Below are 17,284 nucleotides of genomic sequence, written 5' to 3' on the forward strand. Positions count from 1 at the left end.
TCTTGTTCGATTCACTTACATCGCGAAGTCGAAGCGATAGGTGGTCGAGACGCCGACCGTGAACTGGTTACGGTCGCCGCGCTCCTTGACCAGGCTGGAATCGGCGGCCGGGCCCATCAGGCGCGCATATTCGCCGAACAGGCTGGCGGTCATCGGATCGGTCACCTTCCAGGTGATGGCGCCACCAAGGCCGGTCGATTTCAGGCCGCCGCCAGGATGGTATTCGCTCAGGTCCGAGGCCGCAGCCTCCTTGGCGTTGACACCATAATAAGAGTCGAAATAGCCCGACGAGGCAAAGGACACGCGTGGTCCGCCCGAAATTCTGACAGTCGGCGTCACGTCGTAGAAAGCATCGGCGGCGATGTCGGCGACAAAGCCATCATGGGCACGAATGCCATGGCGCAGTTCGGCGCGGGCGCGCAGCCAGTCCGTCGGATAGATTTCGAAGAAGCCGCCGACCTCACCGCCCCAGCGCACCGGGTCGAGGCCATTGAGCTCATCCTTGCTGTCGCGCGAAAACAGGAATTTTCCGGTCAGGCCGGCGCGGACGCCGCCATCGTCGACCAGCGCCAGCGAGATGTTGTCGTTGCGCGAGGTAAAGCGCGCGGCCGGGCCGGCCTTGCCCAGCGAGATGATCGGCGATGCGCTGAGCAGATAGCTGTTGGAGCCCTCGAATTTCGGCGCGACCATGCCGGTGGCGCCAAGCGTCAGGTACCAGTCGCCGGACATCCAGCCGAAGGCACCCTCGCCCGCATTGGCGGTGGACACAGTGAGCAGCGCCGAGGCGAGAAACAGCGGAATCGTCCAGACAATACGCATCATCACCCCATACGCGAAACAAACGGAGAGAACACCCGGCAGCCAAAGCCATGGCGCCGGTTCGGTAAAATTTGACTTAAAATCTACAGCAGTGGCGGCAACTGCGACCCTGTTTTTTTGCGCTGTGGCCCATTTGAACAGGGCGCCGCCGGGCCTGTGGCGATTTGACAGAAATAGCGAGGTTGCCTAAATTCGCGTTAGTGCAGACTAACATGAACACATGGACCGCGCTTGGCGACCCGACCAGGCGGACGATCTTCGAACTGCTGGTCGAACAACCCTGTTCGGTCGGGGAATTGGCTCGTGCGCTTCCTGTCACCCGGCCGGCGGTCTCGCAGCACCTGAAGGTGCTCAAGGACGCCGGCCTCGTGGCCAACACACGGCTAGGCAAGCAACGCATCTACCGGGTCGAACCGGAAGGCTTGGCCAGCCTGCGCGCCGAACTCGACCGGTTCTGGAGCAAGACCTTGGCGGCCTACAAAGTGGTCGTCGAACAGCCCTTGAAGGAGCAGGAATGAGCACACATCAATCGCCCGTGAGGCACTCCATCCTTGTCGAGGCTCCGATCGCACATGCCTTCAAGGTCTTCACCGAGGACTTCGGCAGTTTCAAACCCAAAGAGCATAACCTGCTTGCGGTGCCGATCGCGGAGACGATCTTCGAACCCCGCGTTGGCGGTCACGTCTACGACCGCGGTGTGGATGGCAGCGAGTGCCGCTGGGCACGAGTGCTGGCCTACGAGCCGCCGAACCGACTGCTTCTGAGTTGGGATATCAGCCCTCAATGGCAGATCGAGACCAATCCGGACAGGACCAGCGAGTGGGAAGTCCGGTTTACGGCGGAGACGAATAGCCGGACCCGCGTCGAGATCGAGCATCGCAATCTCGAACGTCATGGCGAAGGCTGGGAAGGCGTGCGCTTTGGGATTGACGGTGATCGAGGCTGGCCGCTGTATCTCAGGCGATTCCAAGATCTTTTTGCCAGCAAGGTGACCTGAAGGAGCACAATTATGGAACCCTATCGGCTAAGCATCCTCGGTGTACTGATCCTCTGTCTTTTGTCAGTCGCGCTGGCGGTTTACTCGGGTTCGTCCAAGGGATTTGCCGGAGCGCTTTCCGGTCCGGTGATCCCGGCCGACGACGCCAATCTCCTCTACAGGATCGACCGCGTGCATATGAACTCGGTCGAGGCGCTGGCGCCTTTTGTCGTCCCGGCGGTGCTGGCCATGATGGTTGGCGTTGGGTCGGCCACGTTGGCGACCATTGTCTGGGTTCATGTGGCGATACGCCTGCTTCACCTGGGGGTTTACCTACGCGGCGGCAATGCCGCCAAGGGTGGCAGTGTCAGAACGATCGTCTACGTCTCTGGAGCGATCGTCACGCTTGTCCTCGTCCTTGTGACTGGGTGGGCTGCCATAAATTGACACGTACGCGCGAACCTCAAGCCACCGACGCTTTGTTTGTTTGCTAGCCGTCGCCATCGGCTGGACGTCCGCTACAGCCGGGGCTAACCTCCCGGCAAGGTGCCAGGCGATTTCGAGGAGATGCAGCCATGACCCTGCACGGTGATACCCTCAAAGATGCGATCGGCCGGACACGGGACAAATGGGGGTGGTTCGTCGCGCTCGGCGTGCTGCTGCTCATCTTCGGCGGCATTGCCTTCGGCAATCTGTTCATCGCCACCGTCGCCTCGGTCTATGTCGTGGGCTGGCTGATGCTGATGGCCGGCATCATCGAGATCGTGCATGCCTTCGGCGTGAAGACCTGGAGTCGCTTCTTCTATTGGCTGCTCAGCGGCCTACTTTATGCCGTTGCCGGTTTCTTTGCCTTCGACAATCCGCTGCTGGCCTCGACGGTGCTGACCTTGCTGCTGGCGGTGGCGCTGGTCGCTTCAGGCGCGCTCAGGGCCTGGGTCGGCTATAGCCACCGACCGGAAAAGGGCTGGGGCTGGGTCGTCGCGGCGGGCCTGATCAGCGTGCTGGCGGGGCTGACCATCGCCATGGGCTGGCCGGTCAACAGCCTGTGGGTGCTCGGCCTGTTCCTGGCCATCGACCTGATCTTCCAGGGCTGGAGCTTCATCGCTCTCGGACTGGCGTTGAAGAAGTAGGGGCTTGAAGAGGTAAGCGGCCGGAAGGCTCAAAAAGCGATGGCGCCGTCCAGATCCGAAAGCGGCCTGACGCCGGCCAGCAGCGCGCGCGCCTCCGCCTCGTCGCGCTTCATTTGTGCCACCAGCCCATCGAGCCCATCGAACTTCACCTCGGGACGCAAAAAGCCGAAGAGCGATACGTCGCAGATCTCGCCATAGAGATCGCCGGCAAAGTCGAAGACGAAGGTTTCGAGCAGCGGCGCGCCATTGTCGTCGACAGTCGGGCGACGCCCGAAGCTGGCGACACCATCATAGAGCGTGCCGTCGGCGCGGCGAAAGCGGACGGCATAAATCCCTTCCTTCAGAGTCGTTTCCGGCGAAAGCCTCATGTTGGCTGTCGGGAAGCCGAGCGTGCGGCCGAGCTGCTGGCCGCCGATCACTTCGCTTTCGACGGTGAAGCGGTAGCCGAGCAGGCCTGCGGCCTCGGCGACCTCTCCCTCGCAGAGCAGCTCGCGGATACGGCTCGACGACACCACCTCGGCGCCCTCGTCGCGAAAGGCGTCGACCAGGGTGACGCCGAAACCATGGCGCTCGCCTGCCGCCATCAGAAACGCAGGACCGCCCTGCCGGTCCTTGCCGAAGTGAAAATCGAAGCCAGTGACGGCATGGGTGATGCCGAGGTTCGTCTCCAGCACATCGGTCACGAAAGCCTCGGCCGACAGGCCGGCAAAGGCGCGCGTGAACGGCTGTTCGACGAGTGCGGCAAAGCCCAGATGCGACAGCAGCCGCGCCTTCATCGGCGGCGGCGTCAATACGAACAGCGGCATATCGGGCCTGAACACCTTGCGCGGATGCGGGTCGAAGGTCAGCACTAGCGCCGGCACGCCGCGCCGCCCGGCTTCGGCAAGCGCGCGATCGAGCACCGCCTGGTGGCCGCGATGGACGCCGTCGAAATTGCCGATCGCCACCACGCCGCCGCGCAAATGCGGCGGCAGCGGCGCGGTTGCTGAAATGTGTTCGAAAGCTGCGCTCATGCAGCAACCCTACCGCAGTCTCGGAATGACGGCGACCGGCCGGTAGCCGTGCTTTTGCAGAAAGGCTGCAAGCCTGGCGGGGTCCGGCTGCATGGGATCGCCATAGTCGCGCGCGTGAATGCCGCCCGAGACGTAAAGCACGTCGATGCCGTTGTCGGCGGCGCCCTTGACGTCGGTCATCATGCCGTCGCCGATGGCCAGCACCTCGGTGCGCGCGACGTCTCGGCCGAGAAGCACGGCGACCTCCCGCAGCGCTACGTCATAGACCGGCGCATAAGGTTTTCCGGCGATCAGCGTGCGGCCGCCAAGCTGGGCATAGTCGCGCGCCAAGGCGCCGGCGCACCAGATCATGCGCTCGCCGCGTTCGACCACGATGTCGGGATTGGCGCAGATGAAAGGCAGGTTCCTGGCGCGCAGCCGGCGCAGCAGATCGGCGTAATCCTCAGGCGTTTCCACCTCGTCGTCGAACAGCCCGGTGCAGACCGCGCCGGAGGCCTCGAACTCCTCGACGAGCTCGACGTCCAGACCGTCATAGAGGGTGAAATCGCGGTCGGCGCCGATATGGAAGATTTTTCGTGGGCCTTCGGCGATAAGGTCGCGGGTCACATCGCCTGAGGTCACGACGCGGTCGTAGGCGGCGGCGGGAACGCCGATCGCATTCATCTGCGCCACCACATCGGCATTGCGGCGCGGCGAGTTGGTGATCAGGACGACCGGGACCTTCGCCGCACGCGCGGCGGCAAGCGCTTCGGCAGCCGCCGGAAAATGCCATTCGCCATTGTGGATCACGCCCCAGACATCGCACAGGATGGCCGAGTAGGCGCCCGACAAATCCGCGAGCGAGCCGATGATATCAGGCGAATCCGCCATGCCGTTTACCTGCTGTGACGATCATTGCGAGAGCTGCAGCCGACGGTCCGCCGCAACCGGCCCCGCATTAACCGAAGCGTTTCATCCTGTCACCAGCTTTTCGGCACTTGCCAGGCTGTTGCGCAACGGGCTGATCGAAGGTTGCACAGGCAGGAACCACCCTTCTCCGAGCTTCGGTCTATCGAAACAATGTCGCACCGCTGATCACCAGGGCCGAGTGGTTAACGAGCCTTGAAAAGATGGGCCTATGTTGAACGCATTTCAGCAACCTGAAATTTAACGATTTTGTGGGCATCTTCGGACCGATATTGGGGTCCTGGCAGGGGTGCTGAAGGCATGATCCGCAGATTTCTGAACGACAGACGCGGCAACTATGCCTTGATGACAGTGATCACCATGGTGCCCTTGATGGGCGCGCTGGCGCTTGCCATCGACTACACCGATCTCTTGCGCCAAAAGCAGAACATGCTGAACGCGCTGGATGCCGCCGGGATTGCCACGGCACAGCAGATCGTCACCGGGGCGACCGACACGGCAGTCAAGGCCTATGCGAAGGATTTCTTCGAAGCCAATCTCGGCCGCGTCAAAGCAGCCAATACGGCCCTGACGGTGACGCTTCCCAACAACAACGCAGGTGGTGGCACGCTGAAGCTGTGCGCCGAATTGACGTACCACCCCTATTTCCTGCCGGCAGCGGCCATGATGATCGGAAGAACCGCCGCCGACGTCACAACATCGGCATGCTCGGAGATCCGCCTCAAAAACACGCTGGAAGTGTCTCTCGTGCTCGACAATTCCGGCTCTATGAGCATCAACGGCTCCGGCACCGGCCAGCCGCGAATAGATTTGCTCAAGAAGGCCGCGACCGAGCTTGTCAATACAATGGCGCTCCAGGCCGCACAAATGAGGCAGGTCACCAGGCCGGTGCAGTTCTCGCTGGTCCCGTTTTCTGCGTCGGTCAATGTTGGCCCAGCCAACAAGGACGCAACCTGGATGGATACGACCGGCATTTCGCCAATCCATCACGAGAACTTTGATTGGCAGTTCATGTACAAGAACGCGTCGTCTGGTTATGACTCGAATAAATACATTGAAAAGGTTGGCAGTGCTTACTGGAAGCGCGGCAGTGGCTGGGGCACTGGGCAATACGGCCAAAATACCACGGCGACGCGGTTCAGTCTATTTGCAAACGACATGAAGGCCGCGACCTGTACGAAAAAGAACTCGAACGGCAGTTGCAAGACCTCTGTGACCGCCCAATACGAAGCCTGGAAGGGCTGCGTAGAGGCGAGGCCGTATCCCTATAATGACGACGACACATCGCCGACCACGAGCACACCCGCCACCATGTTCGTGCCGATGTTCGCCCCGGACGAAGCCGGCAATTTCTGGCTCGACACAACTCGCACCAGCACATCGACATGGGGTTACGCCAACAATTGGTGGATCGATTATTCCGACACGCTGACTGTCCCCAAACGCCAAGCGGATATGCGAAAGTATTTTCTGACAAAGCCCTGGGACGCAGCGGCCGCAGGCTCTGATGATGGACCCAATGCGGCATGCACGACCGCTGCGATCACGCCGTTGCAGGACATAACCACCACGGCCGGCAAGAAAATCCTGACGGACGCCATCAATGCCATGGCGCCGACCGGCAACACCAACGTGCCGGAAGGGCTGGCCTGGGGCTGGCGGACGGTGTCGAGCAACGAGCCATTCACAGAAGGCCGGCCGAACACTGAAAGGGGCAACGACAAAGTCGTCATCGTGCTGACCGACGGCGCGAACACCTACAGCATCGGCCCCACAAACGACATGACCAGCAGCTATGCTAAGGACGGATCGACCTACGCCGCCTATGGTTATACCGGCCCGAAAACGGGGGAAACCGCGACCCGCCTTTTCGTCAACACGACCGTCCCCAAGACAACTTATACGGCGGCCAACTACACAACCGCGCTTGACCAGCAGATGCAAACGCTTTGCAGCAATGCGAAGAATTCGAACATTCTCTTGATGACGGTCTCGCTTGACCTGGTTACCACCAAGCCGGCGGAAAAGACTGCCATAGACGCGCTCAAGAAATGCTCCTCGGATTCGCGCTTCCGCAAGGATCCGACCGACCCGAGCAAACCGGCGAAGCTGTACTGGAACGCGACCGGCGCCACCTTGTCGCAAAGTTTCAAGGAAATCGCCGACGAACTGTCGAACCTGCGCATCGTCAGTTGATCGGCGCGATCTTTCGAACAAGGCGCTCCGCCTCGGCGGGGCGTTTTGTTGCGGCGTTGCTCACGTGTCCGCACCTTTGGTTAGCGCCTGGTGAAGCGCTATCCGCGCAATCGAGCAGTTTCCCAAACCCATCCTTCAACGTTTTGTGAAACTGTGGCGGCATTGAAGAATCCGCAGGCGGGGCCGCTTACATCACATGCGTGAACTCTGGCGCACATTCCGGCGTGACTTCTGGCGTGACCGCCGCGGCAATTACGCTCTGATGACCGTTGTGGCGATGGTGCCACTGATGGGCGGAGTGGCAATGGCTGTCGACTACACCGGCGTGGTCAGCGAGAAGCAGAGGGTGGTCAACGCGCTCGACGCCGCCAACTTCGCCACAGCGCGCCGGCTGGCGGAAGGCGCCACCGACGACCAGTTGCGGGCCTATGCGCTCGACTTCTTCAAGGCAAACCTCAACGACGTCAATCCCGCCGACACGACGCTCAGCGTTACGCTGCCCAGCAGCACGACCGGCGGCGGCATCGTCAAGCTGTGCGCCAGCCTGGTCTACAAGCCCTATTTTCTGCCGGCAGCGGCGATGCTGATCGGCAGGACGTCGGAAAACGTCACCTACTCCGTGTGTTCGCAAGTCCGGCTGAAGAACACGCTGGAAGTGGCCATGGTGCTCGACAATTCGGGGTCGATGTCGAACACAGGCACGGGTGCCGGACAAAAGCGCATCGACCTTCTCAAGCAAGCCGCCAAGCAGCTCGTCGACACGCTTGCCTTGCAGGCCGCGATGATCAAGCAGATCGACAAGCCGGTCCAGTTCAGCCTTGTGCCGTTCGCCGCCTCGGTCAATGTCGGCGCCAGCAACGACAACGCGTCATGGATCGACGCCTACGGGCTGTCGCCCATCCACAACGAGAATTTCGCCTGGTCGACGCTTAACGCAGCCGACAAATATGCCCAGAAGATCGGCGGCATCTGGTACAAGAAAGGCACTGGCTGGGGTGAGCAGGAGGGGCAGATGCTGACCCGCTTCTCGCTCTACCGCGACATGAAGGTGGTCACCAGCCACGAGCGCATCGTCGGCAGCAAACGCGTGGTCTGCGACAAATATCGTGCCAATCATACATGCTCGGACAGCCACAACGAATACGACTACAACGACACATACGGACCGTTCGCCAGCTGGCAGGGCTGCGTCGAGGTCCGTCCCTACCCCTATAATGTCACCGACGCGCCGGCCTCCGGCGGACCGAACAACACCGGCACCGGCGTCGGCGATCCCGCGACCATGTTCGTGCCGATGTTCGCGCCGGACGAGCCGGGCAATCATTGGTACATAACGCAGGACCCCGACGAGGTGGCCCCTAAGACCTATGGCGCGGCCAACAGCTGGTGGAACGACGATCCGGCGAGCACCACCGGCAAGACCAGGCAATCCAACATGGCCAAATATTTCCAGCCACGGCCGATGAACGCGCCGGTGCTGGGGACGGGTGCCGGTCCGAATTACAGCTGCACCACCACGCCGATCACACCGCTGACCGACGTCGCCAACGCCGCCGGGCTGACCAAGATCAAGGCCGCAATCGACCTGATGGCCCCCAACGGCAACACCAATGTGCCGGAAGGCATGGCCTGGGGCTGGCGCACCGTCTCCAGCACCGAGCCCTTCACCGAGGGCCGCCCGGAGACCGAGCGCGGCAACGACAAGGTGGTCATCGTGCTCACCGACGGCGAGAACACCTATTCGACGGTGAACAGCGACCCGGCCGGCAACAAGTCGACCTATGCCGGCTATGGCTATACCGGCGTCGGCTACAACGGCACTGCGGTCACCCGCCTGTTTGGCGGCACGTCGAGCGCCATCGGCCAGCTCAACTATTCGTCGAGCAACTACACCGCCGCCCTTAACGAGCAGATGGCGACGCTGTGCAACAACGCCAAGGCGGCCAACATCATGGTGATGACGGTAGCGCTCGACATGTCGACGACCGACGCCGGCGACAAGAGCGCGATGGAGGCACTGAAGACGTGCTCGTCGGACTCGCGCTTCCGCAAGGATCCGACCAACCCGAGCAAGCCTGCAAAACTGTTCTGGAACGCGACCGGCGCCACGCTGTCCGACAATTTCAAGGAAATCGCCAACGAGCTCTCGAACCTGCGCGTGGTGAGCTGAGGGTTGAAGCTGCTGATCTTCCCCACCTTGCGGGGGAAATTGGCGGCTTCGCCGCTTTCGTCATTTTCGACGCTGGCGCAAAGGCTCCGGCCATCATGCTCTTGCGGTGAGTCAAAACGCGTGATGGGTATCGTCACCGCTTCCCGGAGATCGCTCGTGCCCGAAACCGCCAACCATCTCGCCTTCGCGCTGGTCTGCCTCGGCATGGTGCTGACGCCCGGGCCGAACATGATCTACCTGATCTCGCGCTCGCTGTCGCAAGGCCCCAAGGCCGGGCTGATCTCGCTCGGCGGCGTGGCGGTCGGCTTTCTGTTCTATGTCGTATCGGCTGCACTGGGCATCACCGCGCTGCTGCTTGCCGTGCCGTTTGCCTACGACGCACTGCGCATTGCCGGCGCGCTCTATCTGCTATGGCTCGCCTGGCAAGCGGTGCGGCCCGGCGGGCGCTCACCATTCCAGGTGCGCGAACTGCCGAAGGACAGGCCCCGCAAGCTGTTCGCCATGGGTCTAATGACCAATCTCCTCAATCCCAAGGTGGCGGTGCTTTATCTGTCGCTGCTGCCGCAGTTCATCTCGCTGGGCAACGGCCATGTGCTGTCGCAGCTTCTGGTGCTCGGCGCCACGCAGATCTCGATCAGCCTGACCGTCAATGCCATCATCGCGGTAACGGCCGGTTCGATCGCCACCTTTCTTGCCGGACGGCCGCTATGGATGGTCATCCAGCGCTGGATGATGGGCACGGTGCTTGCCGCGCTGGCGCTTAAAATGGCGACCGACGCGCAACGCTGATCGGACGCAGCGCGCCGAGACTACATCGGCCGCCGACCTTCCCATTCGAATCGGCCGGCCGAACCTGCACGGAGGCCAGCGATTGAGATTTTCGCAGCCCTGCCCGGCAAAAGCCATGATCGCCGCTAAGTCAGGCAGGCATGACAATGATCTGCACCACCAATCATCCGCTCGCGCAAACCCGCTCTGGCGAAGCAAGTCCAAAATCAAACAGGCGCCTACTGCTGATCGGCCTTGCAGCCATGGCTGGCCTCGCTGCTTGCAGCACGGTCTCGGTGCCGACCGGCGAAGGCGCCGGTGTGTCGTCCTCGGCCACCGCGGCGCTGGCCGGCATCCGAGCTTCGGCCGGACTGCCGGCGCTGGTGCCGGACGCCCAGCTCGAGCAGGCCGCTCTGCAGCAGGCCGGCTATATGGCCTCGCGCGAACGCATGAGCCACACGACCGGCTGGGGCAAGGATTTCGCGTCGCGGATGAAAGACAATGGCGTGCGGGGCGCTGCTGCCGAGAACATCGCCGAGGGCCGCTTCGACCAGCAGAAGCTGTTCGACATCTGGATGCATTCGGCCGGCCACCGCCGCAACATGCTCGATCCGGATTTCAGCCGCTTCGGCCTCGCCTATGTACGCGACGGGCGCGACAGCGCCATCCGCTACTGGAGCCTGGTGCTCGGAAAATAGCAGCCAGCGGTCACGGCGCGACCCAGCCGTCAGCCTTTCGCGATCAGCTCGCCGATATCCCCAGGCGACAGGGGTTTGCTGAAATAATTGCCCTGCACCTCGTCACAATTGTTCTTGCGCAGGAAGGCGACCTGGTCTTCCGTTTCGACACCTTCGGCCAGCACCCGAAGGTTCAACTTCTGCCCCAGGGAAATCACGGCGCCAGTGACCGCCTGATCGTTCTCGTCGGTCGCGAGATCGTTGATGAAGGACTTGTCGATCTTCAGCCGCGCCACCGGAAACGTCTTGAGGGCGCTGAGACTGGAATAGCCTGTTCCGAAATCGTCGATCGATATCTGCACGCCGAGCTTTTGCAGTCCGTTCATCGTTGCGACCGCCAGCTCGAAATCCTGCATGATCAGGCTTTCCGTCACTTCGAGCTCGAGATACCTCGCCTCCAGGCCGCTTTCCTTCAACGCGTTGACGACGCGGTCGATCAGGTTCTTCTCCCGGAACTGCCGCGCCGACACGTTGACGCAGACGGTTACGGGCGACAGACCGGCGCGCTGCCAGGCTTTGTTCTGCCGGCAGGCTTCGTGCAGGATCCAGTCGCCGAGCGGCACGATCAGCCCGGTCTCCTCGGCGGTCGGGATGAACATCGCCGGCGAAACCAGGCCTCGCGTCGGGTGGTTCCAGCGCACCAGCGCTTCGACGGCGAAAACCTGCCCCGATCGCAGATCCACCTGTGGCTGATAGTGCAGAGCGAATTCCGACCGGGCGAGCGCGTTTCGCAATTCCTCCTGAAGCAGGAATTTTTCATGTGCAGTTGAGTTGAACTCCGGGGCATAGAACTGGAAATTGTCGCGGCCGAATTCCTTGGCGCGATACATGGCGGCGTCGGCATTGGCCAACAGCGTATCCGGGCTGGTCCCGTCCTTCGGGTAATTTGCGATGCCGATGCTGGCCGTCGTTCTCAGCCGATGCTCTCCGACAAGAACCGGTTCCGCGATCGCATCCCTGATCGTCTGCAGGGTTTCCGAGACCACATCGACATTGGTGGTTTGGTCGAACAGGACGATGACAAATTCGTCGCCGCCAAGCCGCACGACGGTGTCGGTGGCCTTCACGCATCCAACCAAACGGCTGGCGACGGTCTTGAGGAGTTCGTCGCCGGCATTGTGGCCAAACGTATCGTTCACCAGTTTGAAATTGTCGAGATCGATGAACACCACCGTCATCCAGCGATTGTATCGCTGCGCGTAGAGGACCGCCTGGGAAAGCCGATCCTCCAGCAAAGCGCGATTGGGCAGGCCGGTCAGCGCATCATGGTTGGCCATGAAGTGGATCTGGTCTTCCGCCAATTTGCGCTCGATCGCGATGCCGGCAATGTGTGTGGTGAATTCGATCAGGCGGGTCTCGGCATGGGTGGGTTCGCGCACGGTCATCGAATACATGGCAAAGGCGCCCAACACGACGCCCCGATGCGACAGGATCGGGGTTGACCAGCACGAACGATAGCCATGGGGTGCCGCCAGTTCGCGGTAATCGTCCCAAAGCGGATCCTGCAGAATATCGGTAACAATGACCGGTTCCCGCCGGTAGATGGCGGTTCCGCAGGATCCCACCTTGGGACCGATGGCCGCCCCATCGATGGCGCTCGTATAGGCTTTCGCCAGGCCCGGCGCCGCACCGTGACGCAAATGAATGCCGTCCTTGTCGAGCAGCAGGACGGAACCGAATATCCCCTCCAACTGAGCCTCGACGAAGCGCATGAGGCGGTCGAGCACGTCCTCCAGCGGCGCGCTCGTGGCAATCATTTCGAGGATCTGCGCCTGCCCGCTGCGAAGGACATCCGCCTGCTTGCGGGCGGTGATGTCGTGGGCAATGCCAACCAGGCCGAAGATTTCATTTTGGCGATTGCGCAACGGCACCTTCGTCGACGAAAGCCATTTGCCGTTCCCCAACGCATCCACGACAAACTCTTCCGCGTCGATCACTGGTTGTCCGCTCTTGAGCAGGCGCTGCTCGACCAGGCGAAATTTCCGCGCAACTTCCGGGGGGTGGAGATCAAAATCGGTCAAACCGATCATGTCGCTGGTCTTGTTGCGGCCGCTATCGGTCGCAAGGGCGCTGTTGACCACGACGAAACGGCTTTGCGTATCCTTGACCCAGAGGTAATCGGGCACCCAGTCGATCAGCGCCTGCAGCGAAATGCGCTCGTCGACGATCTGCCGATTGGCGAGGAGTTCAGTGATGTCCTCATGCGTGGCGATCCAACTGCCATCGGGCATGGGCTGGTTACGGATCTGGATTGTGCGACCATCGACAAGTTTGGCGGTCCAGAGCCGCGAAGCCTTGCCCGAATTGATCGAGCGAGCCGTTGCGAGATAGGTGTCGGCGGCCGTCGCCGCCGTGCCGGCGGCGACGCGGCGTTCGACGATTTCGCTCAGTGTCACGCCAGGCCGCAATTCCTCGGGCGCAATGCGGTAGATTTCCGCATAGCGCCGGTTGCTCAGGATCAGCCGTTCATCGGCATCGAAAAAGCAGATGCCTTGCGAAATATTCTCGATCGCAGTCTCGAAGCGCAGGGTCTGCCCTTCGAGACCCGCAATGGTCGTGCGAAGTTCTCCCTCGAGCGTATCGTAGGAAACGTCAGCCAGTCTTGCCAATGCGGCTACGCCCACCGGCCCGCGCGCCCCGACGGATCTTCTGGATGACTTCGTGACCAAACAGACCTCCTCCGGTTTGGCACCTGAAACAAGAAAGGGCCTCTGTCGTGCCAGACGAAAGTCGACTGACAATGTTACAGATGTGCTAATTCAAGATGAACTGTAACGGAATTGGAGGCGTCAGCAACCAGATACCAAAGGTGCAAATGTCATTTCAAATCAACTTCCAACGGCTCATTATCGATATTCTTTTGCACACGCGGGTTTTGACGATCATCCGAGCAACAAATCATCAGGGGCAACCAGCTTGCTGCCAGCGCTACCGGCGCCCGCCTCAATCCATATGCGCGGCAGGAGCTGCCGCGCCGGCCGGAGCGGTCTTCGGCTTGCGCAGCAGGAAGACAAACGGAATGGCAACCAGCGTCATCACCATCAGCAGTTTGAAGTCGTTGACGTAGGAGATCATCATCGCCTGGATGTTGACCATGCGGTCCACCTGCGAAAGTGCCGTCGGATCGCCGCCTGCTGCCGCCGGCGAGGCCGCCCACAAATTGGGGTTGAACGGGTTGATGAAAGCCGACAGTTCGGTGTGATTGACCTGCGTGTTGCGCACCATGAGAACCGTCACCACCGACACACCGATCGACGAACCGAGATTTCGAACCAGGCTGAACAGGGCCGTGGCGTCGGTGCGAAAGCGCACGTCGAGCGTGGCGAAGGCCACCGTGGACAGCGGCACGAACACCATGCCCATGCCCAGGCCCTGGATGACGCCGGAGCTGAGGATCAGCCAATTGTCCATTTGCGGCGTGAAGGAGGACATGGTGTAGAGCGACTGCGCGGTGAGCAGAAAGCCGACGACGACGAGGATGCGGGCGTCGATCCTGCTCATGAGCCGCCCAACGACAAGCATCGAAATCATCGTGCCGACACCGCGCGGCCCCAGGACGACGCCGATGGTGACGGTCGGATAGCCGAAGATGGTCGACAGCATCGGCGGCAGCAGCGACATCGAGGCCAGGATCAGCACGCCCATGACGAAGATGAAGGCCAGACCGGTGACGAAATTGCGGTCGAGGAAGATCTTGGGGTCGATGAAAGGCCGTTCCGCCGTCAGTGTGTGGATGATGAACACCCAGAAGCCGGTGATCGAAAGAGCAAGCTCGATCCAGATTTCGACCGAGGAAAACCAGTCGACCTCGCCGCCGCGGTCGAGCAGCAGCTGCAGTGCGCCGACGCCGAGCGAAATCATGGCGAAACCGAAGAAATCGAAGCTGCGGATCCGCCGGGCAACGACCGGCAAATAGGCTGCCATGCCGAGGAAGGCGATGATGCCGACCGGCAAATTGATGAAGAACACCCAGCGCCAGTTGAAATTCTCGGTCAGCCAACCGCCCAGCGTCGGACCCAGGATCGGCCCCAGCATGATGCCGGCGCCCCAGATGGCCATCGCCTGGCCGTGGCGTTCCCTGGGGTTGATGTCGAGCAGGAAGGTCTGCGACAGCGGCACGATGGCTGCGCCGAACACGCCCTGCATCAGCCGGAAGAACACAATGCTCTCCAGGCTCCAGGCAATGCCGCACAGCATCGAGAACACGGTGAAGCCGACAACCGCCGCCAGGAACAGTTCCTTGCGGCCGAAGCGGTCGGCCAGCCAGCCGGTCACCGGCGTCATGATCGCGGCGGCAACGATGTAGGAGGTCAACACCCAGTTGATGTTGTCGGGCGACGCGCCGAGGTCGCCGGTCATGGTCGGCAGCGCGACATTGGCGATCGTGGTGTCGAGCGCCTGCATGACCGTCGCCAGCATCAGCGCCACGGTGATCAGGCCGCGATGCGGCACTTCCTTGAAAGGTTCTGGTGTGGTCATGATGCGGAACTTCCGACAGGTAACAAAAAGGTGTACATTAGGTTTCCGGGCGGCGAGGCCTTCTCTGGTGAAGAGACCCTCATCGCGGTGGGACGCGATCTATCGATGTGGGGGTTACATCGATCGAAGGTCTCGACACATCAGGCGCTTGCCGCCCGGAAATCCAAGGTCCGAAGGATGGGCGCCGAAGTGGTCCAGGTTCTGGGCAGGCCGCGATGCGGCCCGGTCCAATCCACCCCTCGTTCAACCTGCCGTCGGACCGATCCTGTCATCTCAACTTCACCTCGCCTGCGGCGGGCGTTCTGCCGGGCCGTGATCCTGCTTTTCGAGATCACGGTCCATTCACAGTCTATTGTGCTTCGCCTGCGGTGGCGTGGCCGAAGATAGCGGGGAACCCGCGAGCAACGCCGGTATCCACCGTAACCGAGGCGCTCATACCGGTGCGCAGCGCCATTTTGGCGTCGGCATCGGTCAGCTCCAGGCGCACCGGAATGCGCTGCGTGACCTTGACCCAGTTGCCGGTGGCGTTTTGAGCAGGCAACAGCGAAAACTCCGCGCCGGTGCCGGCGCCGATCGCCTTGACGGTGGCCTCGAAAGTTCTGCCCGGATAGGTGTCGACGACGATCTCGGCCTTCTGGCCAGGCTTCATGTGGGTAAGCTGGGTTTCCTTGAAATTGGCATCGATCCAGGTGTCGCCGGTCTCGACCAACGCAAACAGCGGCGTGCCGGAACCGACATACTGGCCGATCTTGAACGAGGAGGCCTGGCTGATGACGCCGTCGGCCGGCGCCTTGACCGTGGTCTGCGCCAGATCGTAGGCGGCCTTGTCGCGCGCGGCGAGTGCGGCCATCACCGTCGGATGCTTGTCGGTCTCGATATCGGGATTGCCGGCGAGAGCCGCCTTGGCGCTGATGATGCCTTGCTCGGCAACGGCCAGTTGCTGCCTGGCTTTGTCGAGATCGTTCTTGGCCTCGTCCAGCGACGATTTGGCGTTGATGCCCTTCTGGGCAAGGTCGGCGGCGCGGTCATACTGCGACTGCGCGTAGTCGACCTGGCTGGCATCGGACTTTTCCTGCGCCAGCGCCTGGCTGTAGGCGGCGCGCAGCTGTTCGATACCGACGCGTGCGACTGCGACCGCCGCGTCGGCCTGCGCCAATGCAATCCGGTAGGGCTCGGGGTCGACGGCAAACAGCACATCGCCCTGCTTGACCTGCTGATTGTCCGAGATGCCGACCTGAACGATGCGTCCGGCGGTGTCCGAGGCGATCGACACCTTGGCCTGCTGCAAATTGGCGTTCTCGGTTTCCTGATAGCGGCCGCCGGTCACCCAGACATAACCGCCACCAATGGCCAGCGCGGCCGGCAGGGCGACCATCAGCAGCAAGCGGCCGAGGCGGCGCTTCTTGACCGGAGCCGGAGCGGGTTGAACCGGGGGAGCCACCGCGACAGGTGCTGCGGCCGGCTGTGCAGGCGCTTCGGCGGCCGGCTTTGCCGGCGTCTCGATCTTGGTTACATTCTCGTCTAGTTTGGCTGCCGCGTTCATGCTGCTGCCCCTTCCGTACTCTTCAAGGACGACGTCTCGCCGTCCGCCAGGTTTTGCACGATGGTGTCCAGCGCCCGGATCAGGACGCGGCGGTCGTCCGGCGAAACGCCGACCAGCGATTCCTCATAAACTTCGCCGGCAAGGCTTTTGACCTCGGCATAGGCCGCGTTCGCCTTGGCTGTCGGGAAGATCATGCGCACGCGCCGGTCAGTTGCATCGGAGCGCCGTTCGATCCAGCCGCCCTCCTCCATCCGGTCGACGAGGCGTGAAACGCTGATCGGCTCGATTTCGAGAAGTTCGGCGAGGCGAGCCTGGGCGACGCCCGCCTCCTTCGCAACGCGAACCAGAAGCCGCCATTGTGCCGAGGAAAGGCCAAGTCCGCTGGCGCGCGCCTCGAAGCGCTTGCGCATAAGGCGCTGCACGTCGTGGATCAAAAAGCCCAATCTATCTATGCCGTCGGAAACCATGAGCGGTATATATTATAAGCGTGCTTACCATTCAAGGCGCCGCATTGCACCAGAGCCGAAAAAGAGGGATGGCAGCCATG

15 protein-coding genes are annotated in these 17,284 nt (G+C 61.9%); 8 read left to right on the forward strand and 7 right to left on the reverse strand.

Features of this window, described 5'->3' with window-relative positions; genetic code table 11:
- Positions 1–15 precede the first annotated feature (15 nt).
- Entirely contained in the window at positions 16–819 is an 804-nt protein-coding gene (locus tag NKK50_RS17215; RefSeq protein WP_352446227.1) for a MipA/OmpV family protein, read from the reverse strand.
- A 212-nt stretch (positions 820–1,031) separates the two neighbouring features.
- Here NKK50_RS17215 and NKK50_RS17220 point away from each other — a divergent pair, with 212 nt between their 5' ends.
- From NKK50_RS17220 to NKK50_RS17235, 4 genes are all read left to right on the forward strand, one after another.
- Complete coding sequence (locus NKK50_RS17220) at positions 1,032–1,337, forward strand: ArsR/SmtB family transcription factor (protein ID WP_031244613.1); 306 nt, start codon at positions 1,032–1,034, stop codon at positions 1,335–1,337.
- On the forward strand, positions 1,334–1,816 hold the full coding sequence (locus NKK50_RS17225) for an SRPBCC family protein (protein ID WP_352543691.1): 483 nt from the start codon (positions 1,334–1,336) through the stop codon (positions 1,814–1,816). Before NKK50_RS17220 ends, NKK50_RS17225 begins: the two co-directional genes overlap by 4 nt.
- Before the next feature lie 12 nt (positions 1,817–1,828).
- On the forward strand, positions 1,829–2,242 hold the full coding sequence (locus NKK50_RS17230; protein ID WP_352446229.1) for an MAPEG family protein: 414 nt from the start codon (positions 1,829–1,831) through the stop codon (positions 2,240–2,242).
- 128 nt (positions 2,243–2,370) lie between these two features.
- On the forward strand, positions 2,371–2,925 hold the full coding sequence (locus NKK50_RS17235) for an HdeD family acid-resistance protein (RefSeq protein WP_023671535.1): 555 nt from the start codon (positions 2,371–2,373) through the stop codon (positions 2,923–2,925).
- A gap of 29 nt (positions 2,926–2,954) precedes the next feature.
- On the opposite strand, the gene NKK50_RS17240 is transcribed toward NKK50_RS17235, so the two are convergent.
- Both NKK50_RS17240 and NKK50_RS17245 read right to left on the reverse strand, forming a co-directional pair.
- Entirely contained in the window at positions 2,955–3,938 is a 984-nt protein-coding gene (locus NKK50_RS17240) for a bifunctional riboflavin kinase/FAD synthetase (protein WP_023682976.1), read from the reverse strand.
- Positions 3,939–3,947: 9 nt separating this feature from the next.
- Positions 3,948–4,808 carry a TIGR01459 family HAD-type hydrolase gene (locus tag NKK50_RS17245; protein WP_023671533.1) on the reverse strand — a complete coding sequence of 287 codons (861 nt, stop codon included), beginning with the start codon at positions 4,806–4,808 and terminating at the stop codon, positions 3,948–3,950.
- Between the two features lie 336 nt (positions 4,809–5,144).
- On the opposite strand from NKK50_RS17245, the gene NKK50_RS17250 reads away from it, so the two are divergent.
- The 4 genes from NKK50_RS17250 (at position 5,145) to NKK50_RS17265 (ending at position 10,676) form a co-directional block, all read left to right on the forward strand.
- Positions 5,145–7,040 (forward strand): pilus assembly protein TadG-related protein, encoded by a 1,896-nt coding sequence (locus tag NKK50_RS17250; protein WP_352543692.1) that lies wholly within the window; start codon positions 5,145–5,147, stop codon positions 7,038–7,040.
- A gap of 196 nt (positions 7,041–7,236) precedes the next feature.
- The gene (locus NKK50_RS17255) at positions 7,237–9,210 is read left to right on the forward strand and encodes a pilus assembly protein TadG-related protein (RefSeq protein ID WP_352543693.1); all 1,974 of its coding nucleotides are present in this window, start codon (positions 7,237–7,239) and stop codon (positions 9,208–9,210) included.
- Between the two features lie 156 nt (positions 9,211–9,366).
- A complete protein-coding gene (locus NKK50_RS17260) occupies positions 9,367–9,999 on the forward strand; it encodes a LysE family translocator (protein ID WP_023715207.1) in 633 nt (210 codons plus the stop codon).
- Positions 10,000–10,241: 242 nt separating this feature from the next.
- Positions 10,242–10,676, forward strand: a complete 435-nt coding sequence (locus tag NKK50_RS17265; RefSeq protein ID WP_245265806.1) for a CAP domain-containing protein — start codon at positions 10,242–10,244, stop codon at positions 10,674–10,676.
- A 29-nt stretch (positions 10,677–10,705) separates the two neighbouring features.
- On the opposite strand, the gene NKK50_RS17270 is transcribed toward NKK50_RS17265, so the two are convergent.
- From NKK50_RS17270 to NKK50_RS17285, 4 genes are all read right to left on the reverse strand, one after another.
- Positions 10,706–13,324, reverse strand: coding sequence for an EAL domain-containing protein (locus tag NKK50_RS17270; protein ID WP_352543694.1), 2,619 nt, complete (start codon positions 13,322–13,324; stop codon positions 10,706–10,708).
- Between the two features lie 334 nt (positions 13,325–13,658).
- Positions 13,659–15,194 (reverse strand): DHA2 family efflux MFS transporter permease subunit, encoded by a 1,536-nt coding sequence (locus NKK50_RS17275; protein WP_023734258.1) that lies wholly within the window; start codon positions 15,192–15,194, stop codon positions 13,659–13,661.
- Positions 15,195–15,543: 349 nt separating this feature from the next.
- Positions 15,544–16,737, reverse strand: a complete 1,194-nt coding sequence (locus NKK50_RS17280; protein ID WP_023671526.1) for an HlyD family secretion protein — start codon at positions 16,735–16,737, stop codon at positions 15,544–15,546.
- Positions 16,734–17,204 carry a MarR family winged helix-turn-helix transcriptional regulator gene (locus NKK50_RS17285; protein WP_023705728.1) on the reverse strand — a complete coding sequence of 157 codons (471 nt, stop codon included), beginning with the start codon at positions 17,202–17,204 and terminating at the stop codon, positions 16,734–16,736. The genes NKK50_RS17280 and NKK50_RS17285 overlap by 4 nt, the downstream gene beginning before the upstream one ends.
- Positions 17,205–17,284: the final 80 nt, after the last annotated feature.

It is taken from the genome of Mesorhizobium sp. M0001, from assembly GCF_040324255.1.
GTDB lineage: Bacteria > Pseudomonadota > Alphaproteobacteria > Rhizobiales > Rhizobiaceae > Mesorhizobium.